Raw genomic sequence first — 16,612 nt, 5'->3', positions numbered from 1 at the left:
GATGTGCCCTGCACCTTCATCGGTGAAACGGTCAGTGAAAGGTAGAGTCCGACGGCGTGCATCTCAAGGCCCTGACCCTGCGCGGCTTCAAGTCCTTCGCGTCGGCGACGACACTGAAGTTCGAGCCGGGCATCACCTGCGTCGTCGGACCCAACGGCTCCGGCAAGTCCAACGTCGTGGACGCGCTGAGCTGGGTCATGGGGGAGCAGGGCGCCAAATCCCTGCGCGGCGGCAAGATGGAGGACGTCATCTTCGCCGGCACCACCGGGCGGCCCCCGCTCGGCCGCGCCGAGGTCTCCCTCACCATCGACAACTCCGACGGCGCGCTGCCCATCGAGTACGCCGAAGTCACCATCACGCGGATCATGTTCCGCAACGGCGGCAGCGAGTACCAGATCAACGGCGACACCTGCCGCCTCCTCGACATCCAGGAGCTGCTCTCCGACTCCGGCATCGGCCGCGAGATGCACGTCATCGTCGGGCAGGGACAGCTCGACGGTGTGCTGCACGCCGACCCGATGGGGCGCCGCGCGTTCATCGAGGAGGCCGCGGGCGTCCTCAAGCACCGCAAGCGCAAAGAGAAGGCGCTGCGCAAGCTCGACGCCATGCAGGCCAACCTCGCCCGCGTCCAGGACCTCACCGACGAGCTGCGACGCCAGCTCAAGCCGCTGGGCCGGCAGGCCGCCGTCGCCCGCAGGGCCGCCGTCATCCAGGCCGATCTGCGCGACGCCCGCCTGCGCCTGCTCGCCGACGACCTCGTCCGCATGCGCGAGGCACTGAACGCCGAGGTCGCCGACGAAGCCGCGCTCAAGGAGCGCAAGGAGAGCGCCGAGGCCGAGCTGAAGGCCGCCCTCCAGCGCGAGGCCCAGCTCGAAGAGGAGGTGCGGCGCCTCACCCCGAGGCTGCAACGCGCCCAGCAGACCTGGTACGAACTGTCGCAGCTGGCCGAGCGGGTGCGCGGCACCGTCTCGCTGGCCGACGCCCGGGTCAAGAGCGCCACCGCCGCACCGCCCGAGGAGCGGCGCGGCCGCGACCCCGAGGACATGGAGCGCGAGGCCGCCCGCATCCGCGAACAGGAGGCCGAGCTCGAAGCCGCGCTGGAGGCCGCCGAACACGCCCTGGACGACACCGTCGCTCACCGCTCCGACCTCGAACAGCAGCTGGCCGTCGAGGAGCGCAGACTCAAGGACGTGGCGCGGGCCATCGCCGACCGCCGCGAGGGGCTGGCCCGGCTGCACGGGCAGGTCAACGCGGCCCGGTCGCGGGCGGCGTCCGCGCAGGCCGAGATCGACCGGCTCGCCGTCGCACGCGACGAGGCCGCGGAGCGCGCTGTCGTGGCGCAGGAGGCGTACGAGACGCTGAAGGCCGAGGTCGACGGGCTCGACGCGGACGACGCCGAGCTCGGCGAGCGGCACGACGCGGTGAAGCGGGAGCTCGCCGACGCCGAGGCCGCGCTCACCGCCGCCCGCGAGGCCGCCACGGCCGCCGAACGCAAGCGGGCCGCGGTCGCCGCCCGGCACGAGGCGCTCGCGCTCGGCCTGCGCCGCAAGGACGGCACCGGAGCGCTGCTCGCCGCCAAGGAACAGCTCACCGGGCTGCTCGGCCCGGTCGCCGCCCTGCTCACCGTCGCTCCCGGCCACGAGGTGGCCGTCGCCGCCGCGCTCGGCGCCGCGGCCGACGCCGTGGCCGTCAGCGGCCCGAGCACCGCAGCCGAAGCCATCCGGCTGCTGCGCAAGCAGGACGCGGGGCGTGCCGCGCTGCTGCTCGGCGGCGCTCCCGACGACACCGCCGCTTCCGACGAGGCGCAGGAACGTCCCGGCGGGCCGCCGTGCGCCGCCGACCTCGTGCGGGGGCCCGACGAACTGATGCCCGGGGTGCGGCGGCTGCTGCGCGGGATCGTCGCCGTCGGCACGCTGGAGGACGCCGAGGACCTGGTCTACGCGCACCCCGGGCTGACCGCTGTCACCGCCGAGGGAGACCTGCTCGGCGCGCACTTCGCGCAGGGCGGCTCCGCGGGGGCGCCGAGCCTGCTCGAAGTACAGGCGTCCGTCGACGAGGCCGCCGAGGAGCTGGAGCGACTCGCCGCGCAGTGCGAGGAGTTGGCGTCGGCGCAGCAGCGTGCGGGGGAGCGGCGCAAGGAATGCGCCGCCCTCGTCGAGGAGTTGGGGGAGCGGCGCCGGGCCGCCGACCGGGAGAAGTCATCCGTGGCGCAGCAGTTGGGCGCGCTCGCCGGACAGGCGCGGGGCGCCGCGGGCGAGGCCGAGCGCAGCACCGCCGCGGCGGCCAAGGCGCAGGACGCCCTGGACAAGGCGGTCGAGGAGGCCGAGGAGCTGGCCGAGCGGCTCGCCGTCGCCGAGGAGGCGTCCCGGGGCGGCGAGGACGAGGAGCCCGACACCTCCGTACGCGACCGGCTCGCCGCCGACGGGGCCAACGCCCGGCAGACCGAGATGGAGGCCAGGCTCCAGGCGCGTACGCACGAGGAGCGGGTGAAGGCCCTCGCGGGCCGCGCCGACTCCCTCGACCGGGCCGCCCGCGCCGAACGCGAGGCACGCGCGCGTGCCGAGCAGCGCAAGGCGCGGCTGCGCCACGAGGCGGCGGTCGCCGAGGCCGTCGCGTCCGGCGGGCGTCAGCTGCTCGCCCACGTCGAGGTCTCGCTCGTACGGGCGGACGACGAGCGCACCGCGGCCGAGCGCGCCAAGGAGGTGCGGGAGCGGGATCTGCTCGCCGCGCGGGGCCGGGGCCGCGATCTCAAGGCCGAGCTCGACAAATTGACTGATTCAGTTCATCGGGGCGAGGTACTAGGAGCCGAGAAGAGGCTGCGGATCGAGCAGCTGGAGACCAAGGCACTGGAGGAGCTCGGTGTGGAGCCGGCGGGACTCGTGGCCGACTACGGCCCCGATCAGCCCGTGCCGCCCTCGCCCGCCGCCGAGGGCGAGGAGCTGCCCGACGATCCGGGGCATCCGCGCAATCTGCCGGTGCCGTTCGTCAGGGGAGAGCAGGAGAAGCGGCTCAGGTCCGCCGAACGGGCGTATCAGCAGCTCGGGAAGGTGAACCCGCTGGCCCTTGAGGAGTTCGCGGCGCTGGAGGAGCGCCACAAGTTCCTCAGCGAGCAGCTCGAAGACCTGAAGAAGACGCGGAGCGACCTCCTGCAGGTGGTGAAGGAGGTCGACGAACGCGTCGAGCAGGTCTTCACCGAGGCCTACTACGACACGGCCCGGGAGTTCGAGGGCGTCTTCTCGCGGCTGTTCCCCGGCGGTGAGGGCCGGCTGATCCTGACCGATCCCGACAACATGCTCGCCACCGGCGTGGACGTCGAGGCCCGGCCGCCCGGCAAGAAGGTCAAGAGGCTCTCGCTGCTGTCCGGCGGCGAACGGTCGCTGACCGCCGTCGCGCTGCTCGTCTCGATCTTCAAGGCGCGGCCCAGCCCGTTCTACGTGATGGACGAGGTCGAGGCGGCGCTCGACGACACCAACCTGCAGCGGCTCATCCGCATCATGCAGGAGCTGCAGGAGGCCTCGCAGCTCATCGTGATCACGCACCAGAAGCGCACGATGGAGGTCGCGGACGCGCTGTACGGCGTCTCGATGCAGGGCGACGGTGTCTCGAAGGTCATCAGCCAGCGGCTCCGTTAAGTCCCACGCGATCCCCCTTCAGAAGTTCAAGGCTTGAACGCAAGCGGCCTCAGAGTGCCCTCAAATTCACACCAGTCGACCTATTGACTTCGAAACTTGAAGGCATAGTCTCTGCAACGTTGCTTTTACCTTCAGGTGGTGGGCGGCGTGAAGTTGTGCGCCACTTGAAGAGCTCGCCCCCACCCCCGGCAGCGCTGCCGGTGGCCCGAGGAGTACACGTGACCAGCACATCGCAGGCGCCCCAGTCCGGAGCCAGAGAGGCCCACCCGGACCATCTCGGCCATGTCATCTTCATTACGGCAGCCGCCGCGATGGGTGGCTTCCTCTTCGGCTACGACAGTTCGGTGATCAATGGCGCGACCGTCGCCATCCAGCACCGTTTCGACGTCGACGCCAACATGCTCGGCTGGATCATCGCCACCGCGCTCCTCGGCTGCGCGGTCGGCGCCGCCGTGGCCGGACGCATCGCCGACCGCATCGGCCGCATCCGCTGCATGCAGATCGCCGCCGTCCTCTTCGCGGCCAGCGCCGTCGGTTCGGCCCTGCCCTTCGCGGCCTGGGACCTCACGGTGTGGCGCCTCATCGGCGGCATCGGCATCGGCATGGCCTCGGTGATCGGCCCGGCCTACATCGCCGAGGTCGCGCCGCCCGCCTACCGCGGCCGCCTCGCCTCGTTCCAGCAGGCCGCGATCGTCATCGGCATCGCCGTCTCCCAGCTGGTCAACTGGGGCATCCTGAACATGGCCGACGGCGACCAGCGCGGCAAGCTCGGCGGGCTCGAGGCCTGGCAGTGGATGCTCGGCGTCATGGTCATCCCGGCCCTGCTCTACGGACTGCTGTCCTTCATCATCCCCGAGTCCCCGCGCTTCCTGATCTCGGCGGGCCGGCACTCCGAGGCCAAGAAGGTGCTCGGCGAGGTCGAGGGCACCTCCATCGACCTGGACGCGCGCGTCGACGAGATCGAGCGGGGCCTGCACCGCGAGCACAAGCCGTCCTTCAAGGACCTGCTCGGCAAGGTCGGCTTCCTGCCGATCGTGTGGATCGGCATCGGGCTCTCGGTCTTCCAGCAGCTCGTCGGCATCAACGTGATCTTCTACTACTCGAACCAGCTGTGGCAGTCGATCGGCAAGGACCCGTCCAGCTCGTTCCTGTACTCGTTCGAGACGTCGATCGTGAACATCATCGGTACGGTCATCGCGATGATCTTCGTCGACCGCATCGGCCGCAAGCCGCTGGCCATCATCGGCTCCGCGGGCATGGCGGCGGCCCTGTTCACCATGGCGTGGGCGTTCTCGTACAAGACCGGCTCCGGTGACACCGTCTCGCTGCCGAACGCGCAGGGCCTGACCGCGATCATCGCCGCCAACGCGTTCGTGCTCTTCTTCGCCCTGTCCTGGGGTGTGGTCGTCTGGGTGCTGCTCGGCGAAATCTTCCCGAACCGGATCCGCGCCGCCGCGCTCGGTGTGGCCGCCTCCGCCCAGTGGCTCGCCAACTTCGCGATCACCAAGACCTTCCCGAGCATGTCCGAGTGGTCCCTGACCGGCTCGTACATCATCTACGGCGCGTTCGCCGCCGTCTCGATCCCCTTCGTCATGAAGTTCGTCAAGGAGACGAAGGGCAAAGCCCTGGAGGAGATGGGCTAACCCCCGCTGCCCCCTCCTCTTCAGGAAGCTGCCCCGGCCGAAGGACTCGTGCTCACTTGTCCTTCAGCCGGGGCAGTACGTTTTCGCAGAAGTGGTGCAGGCTGCGCCAGCCCTCGTCGATCGGCATGCCGCCGGAGAGCGGGTGCAGGATGAGGCTGTCCGCGCCGCTCTTCGCGTACTCCACGCACTGATCGGGTGTCAGGACGCGGTACACGCCCTCGGCGCGCAGCTCCTCCACCGTCGTGGCCGTCGACTTCACCGCCGAGCGGATGTCCTTGTTCTGCCAGGAGGCGTACGTGCGCGCCTCGTGCAGGAAGTGTTCGCCGTGCTTGGCCCAGGTCAGGTCCGGGTCGTCGGCGACGTGCAGCAGCGGGGTCTCGGCGGCGGGCATCATCGTCCAGCCCTCCGTGCCGTGCTCCGTGAGCTGCTCCTGGTAGTACGCCTCGAGGTCGGGCAGGTGGGCGCTGGGGAAGAACGGCAGGCCGAGCCGGGCCGCGCGCCGGGCCGCCGCCTTCGAGGAGCCGCCGACGAGCAGCAGCGGGTGCGGGCGGGTGAAGGGGCGCGGTGTGATGCGCACGGTGCGGCCGCGGAAGGTGAAGGGCTCGCCCGTCCAGGCCGCGAGCAGCGTCTCCAGGAGCTCGTCCTGGAGTTTGCCGCGGCTCTTCCAGTCGACGCCCGACTGCTCGTACTCCTCGGGCCGATAGCCGATGCCCGCCACCGTGACCAGGCGTCCCGCGCTCAGCAGGTCGAGCACGGCGATGTCCTCGGCGAGCCGCAGCGGGTCGTGCAGCGGGCCGATGATCGCGGACACCGTCACCGCGATGCGCCGGGTCGCGCCGAACACCGCGCCCGCGAACGTGAAGGGCGAGGAGATCCAGTTGTTCTCCGCGCCGTGGTGCTCCTCGGTCTGGATGGTGGAGATGCCGCGGTCGTCCGCGTACGTGGCCATCTCCAGGGCGGCGCGGTAGCGCTCGCTCAACGAGGCGGGTGTGGCGGCGGGATCGACGAGGTTGAACCGTACGACTGTGGTGGGCATGGACAACGTCCCCCTTCACCGTGCGTGGGCGGCGAAGGGGGACGGTAGTTGACCGGGGGTCAGATGGGTAGCCTCGTACGGAAGTTGAGGTTCTCCGGGGGGAAGTTGGCGGGGATCAGGCGGAGACCAGCTCGGTCTCGCCGTTGCCCTTGCCGGAGGCCGTGGTCTCGGGCAGCGGGGTCTTCGGCAGGACCGCGTACAGCACGGCGGCGATGACGATCGTGGTCAGCCAGCCGAGGCCGTGGCGGCCGATCCAGGACGTGGCGAGCGGTCCGCTGAACCAGTCCACCTTGGTGAAGAGCAGGCCCACGACCAGGGCGATCGCCCACGCCGTCATGGCCTGCCAGGCGAAGCCCGCCTTGTACCAGTAGGCGCTGGTGCGCTTGGTGTCCATCAGCGCCTCGCCGTCGTACGTCCTGCGGCGCAGCATGTCGACGCCGAAGACGCCGATCCAGGCGGAGAAGGCGACCGCGAGGAGGGTGAGGAAGGAGATGAACGACCCCATGAAGCTCGTCGCCACGTTCATCAGGATGTAGCCGAAGATCAGGCTGATGATCGCGTTCACGCTGACCGCCCACGCGCGCGGGACCTTGATGCCGAGCGTCATGGCGGTGAAGCCCGCGGAGTACATCGACATCGAGTTGATCAGCAGCATGCCGATCAGGGCCATCAGCAGGTACGGCACCGCGATCCACATCGGGAGCAGCTCACCGAGGAAGGAGACCGGGTCCTGCGCCGAGGACAGCTTCGGGTCGGAGACCGCCATGACCGCGCCCATCAGGACCATCGGGACGACGACGATGCCTGCGCCGCCGATGGCGTGGCCGATCAGCGGCTTGTTGGAGGCCGTGCGCGGCAGGTAGCGGGTGAAGTCGGGGCCGGTGGGGACCCAGCTGATGCCGCCGGCGGCGATGGTGCCGACGCCCGCGACCATCATCGCGGTGGAGCCCGCGGGCTTGTCGAAGACGGCCGACCAGTCGGTCTCGGCGATGAGGTAGATCAGCACGAGCACGCTGAACGCGCCGAAGGCGTACGTCGACCAGGTGCTGCAGATGTGCAGGATCTTGCGGCCGAGGCCGCTGATCAGGAACGTGCAGGCGACGAAGGCGACCAGCGTGACGACGGTGAGCCAGGTGCTCGACTCGACGCCGAAGCAGATGTTCAGGACGGTGATGATCGCGTACGCGCCCGTGACCGCGTTGATCGTCTCCCAGCCCCAGCGGGCGACCCAGATCAGGGCGCCCGGGAAGAGGTTGCCGCGCTGGCCGAAGACCGCGCGGGAGAGCGTCATGCCCGGGGAGCCGCCGCGCTTGCCGGCGATGGAGATCAACCCCACCATTCCGTAGCTCAGCAGGGGCGAGACGAGGGCGACGACCAGGACCTGCCAGATGTTCAGGCCGTTGGAGACGATCAGGCCCGCGCCCATGGTGAGCAGCAGGACGCTGATGTTGGCCGCTACCCAGGTGGGGAAGAGCTCACGGGTACGGCCCGTGCGCTCGCTGTCCGGGACGGGCTCGAGGCCCCGTGTCTCGAGGGCGCTCTCGAGGGCGCCTTCGGTTTCGGCGGTGGTGCTCATGGGGGTGGGTCCGTGCCTCTCGCTCGGCTCGCAACGCTGCGACCCGTCGGTGGGGGTGATCGCGATGGACTCTACGCGCGTTGATGCGGAGACCTCCATCGTACTTTAGTCCGAGTAGTGCCCTCGCAGGGCATATGTTCTTTGGAGGAAACCACAATCTGGGCCCCTCCCGGGGCCATGGCCGATACTGGACGGGTTATGGAAATCGTCATCCTTGCTGTAGTCATCGCCGTGGTCGTGATCGGCGCGCTCGGCGGGCTCGTGATCGGCAGCCGCAAGAAGAAGCAGCTGCCCCCGCAGGCCCCGTCCAGCACGCCCACCATCACCGCCCCTCCCGCCGAACCCAAGGTCGGCGACGAGGCCGAGACGCCGCGCGACGAACCGCGCCGCACGATCGAGGAGGTGGAACTCCCGCTCGCCGAGCCGACCGCGTCGGCACCGGTCGTCGAGGAGCCGGTCGTCACCGAACCGGCCGCGCCGGAGATCGAGACCCCCGAGCCCACCGCCGGCCGCATGGTCCGGCTGCGCGCCCGGCTCTCCCGCTCGCAGAACGCGCTCGGCAAGGGACTGCTCACGCTGCTGTCCCGCGAGCACCTCGACGAGGACACCTGGGAGGAGATCGAGGACACGCTGCTCACGGCGGACGTGGGCGTCGCCCCCACCCAGGAGCTCGTGGAGCGCCTGCGCGAGCGCGTGCGCGTGCTGGGCACCCGCACCCCGGACGAGCTGCGGACCCTCCTGCGCGAGGAGCTCGTCAAGCTCCTCGGGACGCCCGAGGGCACCGACTTCGACCGCACCGTGAAGACCGAGTCCGGGCTCGAGACGCCGGGCATCGTGATGGTCGTCGGCGTCAACGGCACCGGCAAGACCACCACCACCGGCAAGCTCGCGCGCGTCCTGGTCGCCGACGGCCGCTCCGTCGTCCTCGGCGCCGCGGACACGTTCCGTGCGGCCGCCGCCGACCAGCTGCAGACCTGGGGCGAGCGCGTGGGCGCCCGCACGGTCCGCGGCCCCGAGGGCGGCGACCCCGCGTCGATCGCCTTCGACTCCGTCAAGGAGGGCATCGCGGACGGCGCGGACGTCGTCCTCATCGACACCGCGGGCCGACTGCACACCAAGACCGGCCTCATGGACGAGCTCGGCAAGGTCAAGCGCGTCGTCGAGAAGCACGCCCCGCTCGACGAGGTGCTGCTCGTCCTCGACGCCACGACCGGGCAGAACGGCCTCATCCAGGCCCGCGTCTTCGCCGAGGTCGTCGACATCACGGGCATCGTCCTCACGAAGCTGGACGGCACCGCCAAGGGCGGCATCGTCGTCGCCGTGCAGCGCGAGCTGGGCGTGCCGGTCAAGCTGGTGGGCCTCGGCGAGGGCGCGGACGACCTGGCGCCGTTCGAGCCCGAGGCGTTCGTCGACGCGCTCATCGGCGACTGAGGGCGACCCTCGTACGCGGTGCTTTCGTAAGTGACGCTTCCGTGCGCGGTGCTTCCGTACGCGGCGAAGGGCCCCCTCGCACGGTGCAGGTGCGAGGGGGCCCTTCTGTCCGTGGCCGCGGTGGCTACGCCGGGGAGCGGTGCGCCACGTACGCCAGGGTGCCGAGGAGCAGACGGGCCTGCGGCGGGTTCGTCGCCGAGTCGAGGGCGGGGGAGCGGAGCCAGCGGACCGGGCCGAGGCCGCCGCGGTCGGACGGCGGTGCGGTGATGTGCGCGCCCCGGCCGAGGCCGTGCAGGTCCAGGGCGGCGTCGTCCCAGCCCATCCGGTAGAGCAGCTGGGGGAGTTCGGTCGCGGCGCCGGGGGCGACGAAGAACTGTGCCCGGCCGTCCGGCGTGACCGCCACGGGACCCAGGGGAAGGCCCATCCGCTCCAGCCGGACCAGGGCGCGCCGCCCCGCGGCCTCCGCCACTTCGATCACGTCGAACGCGCGGCCCACCGGCAGCATGACCGCCGCCCCGGGGAACTCGGCCCAGGCGTCCGCCACTTCGTCGAGCGTGGCCCCGGCCGGGACCTCGGGGGCGAACCCCAGCGGGTGGGCGCCGGGCGCCGCACAGTCGTCGGCCCCGCACGAGCAGACGCCGTCCAGGGCGCGGGCGCCGGGCACCGCGGCCCAGCCCCAGAGTCCGGTGTACTCCGCCACCGCCGTGCAGTCCGATGTGCGGCCGCGCCGCCGTGATCCGGTCCGGGGCCGGTCGGTTCCCCGGATGCCGCCGATCGTGAAGCCCATGCTCCCTCCAACGGGTCGAGCGTGACTCGGTTACGTGACGGAATCGGATCGTGACCCTCTGTTCTTGACGGCGCCCGGTGGTCCGGCGGGTGGTGCGCCCGGTGTCATACGCCCCCGCGCACTTCCCTCCGCCCACTTTCATCCGTCCTATGTCAAGTGAATCGCTTGTGGGGGCAAGGGAGTTCATTCGAAGGGGTGGCGAATGGTGGCGTTTCCGCGATCGCCCTCGCCGGACGGGTGATCGTAGGATTACTTTCGGTACACGGCCCCAGAAGTTCGAGCACTCGCGGGTATGCCGGAGGCAAGTCGGTTTCCTGTTCGATGGGTGACATTCTCCGGACGGACGGCGGCGAGTGGCGGCATTCTGTTAGGGCTAGCCGTGTACAGCGCGCAGATGTCTTGAGGGATGGGGGCGTTCCAGTGAGCGGCAATGGCGGAGGCGGCGCGAACGCGGAGAAGCGCCCCAACGAGATGCTCACGTCGTGGTTCGTGCGCAGCGGTTGGTCCAAGGGCGAGCTGGCCCGGCAAGTCAACCGGCGGGCACGGCAGTTGGGTGCACATCACATTTCCACGGACACCTCACGGGTGCGCCGCTGGCTGGACGGCGAGAATCCGCGCGAGCCGATCCCCCGCATCCTCTCCGAGCTGTTCTCCGAACGGTTCGGCTGTGTCGTCGCCGTCGAGGACCTGGGCCTGCGCGCCGCACACCGCACGCCCGCCTCCTCCGGGGTCGACCTGCCCTGGACCGGGCCGCAGACGGTCGCGCTCATCAGCGAGTTCTCGCGCAGCGACCTGATGCTCGCCCGCCGCGGATTCCTCGGCACCTCGCTGGCGCTCTCCGCCGGCCCCGCCCTCATCGAGCCCATGCAGCGCTGGCTGGTGCCCTCGCCGGCGTCGCCGCGCGAGGCCCCCGAGCCCGCCGCGTCGCGCCGCCCCGCGCGGCTCTCCAAGCCGGAGCTTGACCTCCTGGAGTCCACGACGGTGATGTTCCGCCAGTGGGACGCCCAGTGCGGGGGAGGGCTCCGGCGCAAGGCCGTCGTCGGGCAGCTGCACGAAGTGACGGACCTGCTGCAGGAGCCCCAGCCCGAGGCGACCTCGAAGCGCCTCTTCAAGGTCGCGGGCGAACTGGCCGAGCTGGCGGGCTGGATGAGTTACGACGTGGGACTCCAGCCCACCGCGCAGAAGTACTTCGTGCTCGCCCTGCACGCCGCCAAGGAGGCGGGCGAGAAGCCCCTGGGGTCGTACATCTTGTCGAGCATGAGCCGTCAGATGATCCACCTCAACCGGCCGGACGACGCGCTCGAACTCATCCACCTCGCGCAGTACGGGAGCCGGGACTGCGCGGGGCCGCGCACCCAGGCGATGCTGTATGCGATGGAGGCCAGGGCTTACGCGTCCATGGGCCAGCCCGGCAAGTGCAAGCGGGCCGTGCGGATGGCCGAGGACACCTTCGCCGACGCCGAGGACTTCGGCGAGCCCGAGCCGGACTGGATCCGCTTCTTCTCCGAGGCCGAGCTGAACGGCGAGAACGCCCACTCGTTCCGCGACCTGGCGTACGTGGCGGGCCGCAGCCCCACGTACGCCTCGCTGGCCGAACCCGTCATGGACCGCGCCGTGGAGCTCTTCGAGAAGGACCTCGAACACCAGCGTTCGTACGCGCTGAACCTCATCGGCAAAGCAACCGTCCACCTGCTGCAACGCGAGCCCGAGCAGAGCACGGTCCTCGCCGGACAGGCGCTCGGCATCGCCAAGAAAGTGCGCTCCGAGCGGGTCAACACCCGCCTGCGCAAGACCGTCGACACCGCCGTGCGGGACTTCGGGGACGTCGCCGAAGTCGTCGAGCTCACCGAACGGCTCGCCATCGAGATGCCGGAGACCGTGGAGGCGGTCTGACGTCCGGCACCACCTGCCCCGGCCGCGGCCGGGCCATCCCTTACAGCCCGACTCGGCTCCCCCATGCCAGGTCAGCCGGATGGCCGCCGCGGCCGGTTCCATCAGCGCGCACAGGGGTGCATCGCACACCCCGCGCGACCCGCGAGTTCATGGGCGCGTAACACGCACGACCTCTTCGTCACTGCGGCGAAACACCGAGGGGCCCCCGCCGAAACGGCGCTCGGCCAGTCTCTGGCGCACAACCGGCCCCACAGCGAGGAGACGCCGATGCCCCCAGGCATCACGATCGCCGCAGACGCCCCCGAGCTGTCTGCCGCCAACACAGGCTTCATGCTCATCTGCTCCGCCCTGGTGATGCTCATGACGCCGGGCCTGGCCTTCTTCTACGGAGGCATGGTCCGCGTCAAGAGCACCCTCAACATGCTGATGATGAGCTTCATCAGCCTGGGCATCGTCACCGTCCTCTGGGTGCTGTACGGCTTCTCCGTCGCGTTCGGCACCGACCACGGCAGCCTCTTCGGCTGGGAGGGCGACTACGTGGGCCTCAGCGGGCTCGGCATCAACCAGCTCTGGGACGGCTACACCATCCCGGTCTACGTCTTCGCCGTGTTCCAGCTGATGTTCGCCGTCATCACGCCCGCGCTGATCAGCGGCGCCCTCGCGGACCGCGTGAAGTTCACGGCCTGGGCACTGTTCATCGCCCTGTGGGCCACCGTCGTGTACTTCCCCGTCGCGCACTGGGTGTGGGGCACCGGCGGCTGGGCCTTCGAGCTCGGCGTCATCGACTTCGCGGGCGGCACCGCCGTCCACATCAACGCGGGCGCCGCCGCCCTCGGCGTCATCCTCGTCATCGGCAAGCGCGTCGGCTTCAAGAAGGACCCGATGCGGCCGCACTCCCTGCCGCTCGTGATGCTCGGCGCGGCCCTGCTGTGGTTCGGCTGGTTCGGCTTCAACGCCGGCTCGTGGCTGGGCAACGACGACGGCGTGGGCGCCCTCATGTTCGTCAACACGCAGGTCGCGACCGCCGCCGCCATGCTCGCCTGGCTCCTCTACGAGAAGCTCCGCCACGGCGCGTGCACCACCCTCGGCGCCGCGTCCGGCGCCGTCGCGGGCCTCGTCGCGATCACCCCGTCCGGCGGCTCCTGCTCGCCGCTGGGCGCCATCGCCATCGGCGCCATCGCGGGTGTGCTGTGCGCCATGGCCGTCGGGCTCAAGTTCAGGTTCGGGTACGACGACTCCCTCGACGTCGTCGGCGTCCACCTGGTCGGCGGCATCGCAGGATCGATTCTCGTCGGCTTCTTCGCCACCGGCGGCGGGCAGTCCAAGGCGCAGGGCCTCTTCTACGGAGGCGGCCTGGAGCAGCTGTGGAAGCAGCTCGCGGGCGTCGGAGCGGTCCTCGCGTACTCCCTGATCGCCTCCGCGGTCCTCGCCCTGCTCATCGACAAGACCATCGGCATGCGGGTCAGTGAGGACGACGAGATCGCGGGCATCGACCAGGTCGAGCACGCGGAGACCGCGTACGACTTCAGCGGGGCGGGCGGCGGCAGGGCTCCCCGTACGGCGGCGGTACCGGCGCCGGGCGCGGACGGCGCGCAGGACACGGCTCAGGTTCAGCGGAACAAGAAGGTGGACGCATGAAGCTCATCACCGCGGTCGTCAAGCCGCACCGGCTCGACGAGATCAAGGAGGCGCTGCAGGCCTTCGGCGTGCACGGCCTGACCGTCACCGAGGCCAGCGGCTACGGACGGCAGCGCGGCCACACCGAGGTCTACCGGGGCGCCGAGTACACCGTCGACCTCGTACCGAAGATCCGCATCGAGGTCCTCGTCGACGACGCGGACGCCGAACAGCTCATCGAGGTCGTGGTGAAGGCCGCCCGCACCGGCAAGATCGGCGACGGCAAGGTCTGGAGCGTCCCGGTCGACACGGCGGTGCGGGTGCGGACCGGGGAGCGCGGACCCGACGCGCTGTGAGCCGTGCAAGGGGGCGGAACGGGACGACTGAACAGGGCTGAACGGGACCGAACGGGAGCTGCCGGGTGACGAGTATGGACGTACGGACCGAAACGGAAGCGGAAGACTCCGGCCCCGGCGGCTACGCGGCGGCCCGGCTGCGGCTCCTCCACGAGGAGTCGCGGTCCGGGCCGCCGCGCCGCTCGGCCCTCGCCGAGCTGACGGACGACTGGCTGGCCGGCCTCTTCCGGGCAGGGCCCTCGGACACCCCGCGAGGCGCCGCGCTCATCGCGGTGGGCGGCTACGGACGCGGCGAACTGTCGCCGCGCAGCGACCTGGACCTCCTGCTCCTGCACGACGGGAGCGCGGGCCCCAAGGAGCTCGCCGAGCTCGCCGACCGCCTCTGGTACCCCGTGTGGGACCTCGGGATCGCCCTCGACCACTCCGTGCGCACGCCCGCGGAAGCGCGGAAGACCGCGGGCGAGGACCTCAAGGCGCACCTCGGGCTGCTCGACGCCCGGCACGTCGCAGGGGACCTCGGCATGACCACGGCCCTGCGCACCGCCGTCCTCGCCGACTGGCGCAACCAGGCGCCCAAACGGCTGCCCGAACTGCGCGAGCTCTGCGACGAACGAGCCGAACGCCACGGCGAGTTGAGCCACCTGCTCGAACCCGACCTCAAGGAGGCGCGGGGCGGCCTTCGCGACGCCACCGCGCTGCGCGCCGTCGCCGCGTCCTGGCTCGCCGACGCGCCCCGAGAGGGACTCGACGAGGCACGCCGCCGCCTCCTCGACGTACGGGACGCACTGCACCTGGCGACGGGCCGTGCCACCGACCGGCTCGCCCTTCAGGAACAGGACCAGGTCGCCGCCGAACTCGGCCTCCTGGACGCGGACGCGCTGCTGCGCCAGGTGTACGAGGCCGCCCGCGTCGTCGCCTACGCGGGCGACGTCACCTGGCGCGAGGTCGGGCGCGTGCTGCGGGCGCGGGCCGGACGGCCGCGGCTGCGGGCGATGCTCGGCGGCAGGAGCGGCGTGCGGAGTGGTGGACGAACGCCGGTGGCCGAGCGGTCGCCGCTGGCGGAGGGGGTCGTGGAGCAGGACGGGGAGGCCGTGCTCGCCCGCGCGGCCAGGCCCGAACGGGACGCGGTGCTGCCGCTGCGGGCCGCGGCGGCCGCCGCGCAGGCGGGCCTCCCGCTCTCCCTGCACGCCGTGCGCCGTCTGGCCGCCATGGCGCGACCCCTCGCCACACCGTGGCCGGCCGAGGCGCGTGAGCAGCTCGTGACGCTGCTCGGGGCGGGCCGGCCGACCGTGCAGGTGTGGGAGGCGCTGGAGGCCGAAGGGCTCATCACCCGGCTCCTTCCCGACTGGGAGCGGGTGCGGTGCCGTCCGCAGCGCAACGCCGTCCACACCTGGACGGTCGACCGGCACCTGGTCGAGACGGCGGTGCGGGCCTCCGCGCTCACGCGCCGGGTGGGGCGGCCCGACCTGCTGCTCGTGGCCGCGCTGCTGCACGACATCGGCAAGGGGTGGCCCGGCGACCACTCCACGGCCGGGGAGACCATCGCCCGCGACGTCGCGGCACGGATCGGCTTCGACGCGGGCGACGTGGCCGTCGTCGCGCGCCTGGTCCGGCACCACCTGCTGCTCGTGGAGACCGCCACGCGCCGGGACCTCGACGACCCCGCGACGGTACGGGGCGTCGCCGAGGCGGTCGGCTCCGTGGGCACGCTGGAGCTGCTGCACGCCCTCACCGAGGCGGACGCGCTGGCCACCGGGCCCGCGGCCTGGTCGGCGTGGCGCGGGGCCCTCGTCGCCGACCTGGTGAAGCGGGTGACGGCCGTGCTGTCCGGGGAGGCGCCCGAGGAGCGGACCACGGAGGACGCGGCGCCGACGGCGGAACAGGAGAGGCTCGCGGTCGAGGCGTTCCGGACGGGCGGTCCGGTGCTCTCGATGCGGGCGGACTCGGGGGTTCCTGCCGAGGACGGCCCCGAGCCGCTCGGGGTGGAGCTCGTGGTCGCGGTCCCGGAACGACCGGGGGTGCTGTCCTCGGTGGCCGGGGTGCTGGCACTGCACCGGCTCGCCGTGCGGACGGCGGAGTTGGGGGTGGTGACGCTGCCGGCCGACATCGGGACCGGTTCGGGAGGCTCGGTGTTGTTGCTGAGCTGGCGGGTGGCGGCGGAGTACGGCTCCATGCCGCAGGCGGCGCGGTTGCGGGCGGACCTGGTGCGGGTGCTGGACGGCTCGCTGGACATCGAGGCCCGCCTCGCCGAGCGGGAGGCGGCGTACCCGCGCCGCAGGGGCACGGTGGCGCCGCCGGCCCGCGTGACGGTGGCCCCGGCGGCGTCCCGCCTTGCCACGGTGATCGAGGTGCGGGCCCAGGACGCACCGGGCCTGCTGCACCGGATCGGGCGGGCGCTGGAGGGGGCGGGGGTGGCGGTGCGCAGCGCCCATGTGTCGACCCTGGGGGCGAACGTGGTGGACGCGTTCTATGTGACGGGGGTGGATGGGGGGCCGCTGGAGGGGGACGTGGCGGTGAGCGTCGCTCGGGATGTCGAGGGGGCGTTGCGGGGGTAGGGGGCGGGGCGGTACGGGAGCGGCGGGGCGGGCGTCCCTGCCGGGACCGTGGAGCGTACGGCACCCGGGAAGTCCCGCCCAGCGCC

General features: G+C 71.6%; 10 protein-coding genes. 7 read left to right on the top strand and 3 right to left on the bottom strand.

Features of this window, described 5'->3' with window-relative positions; all coding sequences use genetic code 11:
• Window positions 1–56: 56 nt before the first annotated feature.
• Both smc and DEJ48_RS11025 read left to right on the top strand, forming a co-directional pair.
• On the top strand, window positions 57–3,632 hold the full coding sequence (gene smc / locus DEJ48_RS11030; RefSeq protein ID WP_150215979.1) for a chromosome segregation protein SMC: 3,576 nt from the start codon (window positions 57–59) through the stop codon (window positions 3,630–3,632).
• 218 nt (window positions 3,633–3,850) lie between these two features.
• Window positions 3,851–5,275 carry a sugar porter family MFS transporter gene (locus DEJ48_RS11025; RefSeq protein ID WP_150215978.1) on the top strand — a complete coding sequence of 475 codons (1,425 nt, stop codon included), beginning with the start codon at window positions 3,851–3,853 and terminating at the stop codon, window positions 5,273–5,275.
• A gap of 52 nt (window positions 5,276–5,327) precedes the next feature.
• On the opposite strand, the gene DEJ48_RS11020 is transcribed toward DEJ48_RS11025, so the two are convergent.
• Both DEJ48_RS11020 and DEJ48_RS11015 read right to left on the bottom strand, forming a co-directional pair.
• Window positions 5,328–6,311, bottom strand: coding sequence for an LLM class flavin-dependent oxidoreductase (locus tag DEJ48_RS11020; RefSeq protein WP_150215977.1), 984 nt, complete (start codon window positions 6,309–6,311; stop codon window positions 5,328–5,330).
• A gap of 115 nt (window positions 6,312–6,426) precedes the next feature.
• On the bottom strand, window positions 6,427–7,887 hold the full coding sequence (locus tag DEJ48_RS11015; protein ID WP_150215976.1) for a purine-cytosine permease family protein: 1,461 nt from the start codon (window positions 7,885–7,887) through the stop codon (window positions 6,427–6,429).
• Window positions 7,888–8,085: 198 nt separating this feature from the next.
• Here DEJ48_RS11015 and ftsY point away from each other — a divergent pair, with 198 nt between their 5' ends.
• Window positions 8,086–9,318: a signal recognition particle-docking protein FtsY gene (gene ftsY / locus DEJ48_RS11010; RefSeq protein WP_150215975.1), complete on the top strand. Its 1,233-nt coding sequence runs from the start codon at window positions 8,086–8,088 to the stop codon at window positions 9,316–9,318.
• A 124-nt stretch (window positions 9,319–9,442) separates the two neighbouring features.
• Here the strand turns inward: ftsY and DEJ48_RS11005 are convergent, their stop codons facing one another.
• Window positions 9,443–10,105, bottom strand: coding sequence for a bifunctional DNA primase/polymerase (locus tag DEJ48_RS11005; RefSeq protein ID WP_150215974.1), 663 nt, complete (start codon window positions 10,103–10,105; stop codon window positions 9,443–9,445).
• A gap of 420 nt (window positions 10,106–10,525) precedes the next feature.
• On the opposite strand from DEJ48_RS11005, the gene DEJ48_RS11000 reads away from it, so the two are divergent.
• From DEJ48_RS11000 to DEJ48_RS10985, 4 genes are all read left to right on the top strand, one after another.
• Entirely contained in the window at window positions 10,526–11,998 is a 1,473-nt protein-coding gene (locus DEJ48_RS11000) for a hypothetical protein (RefSeq protein ID WP_150215973.1), read from the top strand.
• 267 nt (window positions 11,999–12,265) lie between these two features.
• Window positions 12,266–13,636, top strand: coding sequence for an ammonium transporter (locus DEJ48_RS10995; protein WP_150215972.1), 1,371 nt, complete (start codon window positions 12,266–12,268; stop codon window positions 13,634–13,636).
• Window positions 13,633–13,971 carry a P-II family nitrogen regulator gene (locus DEJ48_RS10990; RefSeq protein WP_150215971.1) on the top strand — a complete coding sequence of 113 codons (339 nt, stop codon included), beginning with the start codon at window positions 13,633–13,635 and terminating at the stop codon, window positions 13,969–13,971. The genes DEJ48_RS10995 and DEJ48_RS10990 overlap by 4 nt, the downstream gene beginning before the upstream one ends.
• A 65-nt stretch (window positions 13,972–14,036) precedes the next feature.
• Window positions 14,037–16,526 carry a [protein-PII] uridylyltransferase gene (locus tag DEJ48_RS10985; protein ID WP_150215970.1) on the top strand — a complete coding sequence of 830 codons (2,490 nt, stop codon included), beginning with the start codon at window positions 14,037–14,039 and terminating at the stop codon, window positions 16,524–16,526.
• Window positions 16,527–16,612: the final 86 nt, after the last annotated feature.

Origin of the sequence: Streptomyces venezuelae, assembly GCF_008642315.1 — a bacterium.
Taxonomy (GTDB): domain Bacteria; phylum Actinomycetota; class Actinomycetes; order Streptomycetales; family Streptomycetaceae; genus Streptomyces; species Streptomyces venezuelae_D.
The sequence above is the reverse complement of the archived record's forward strand: the minus strand, read 5'-3'. Positions and strand labels throughout refer to the sequence as shown.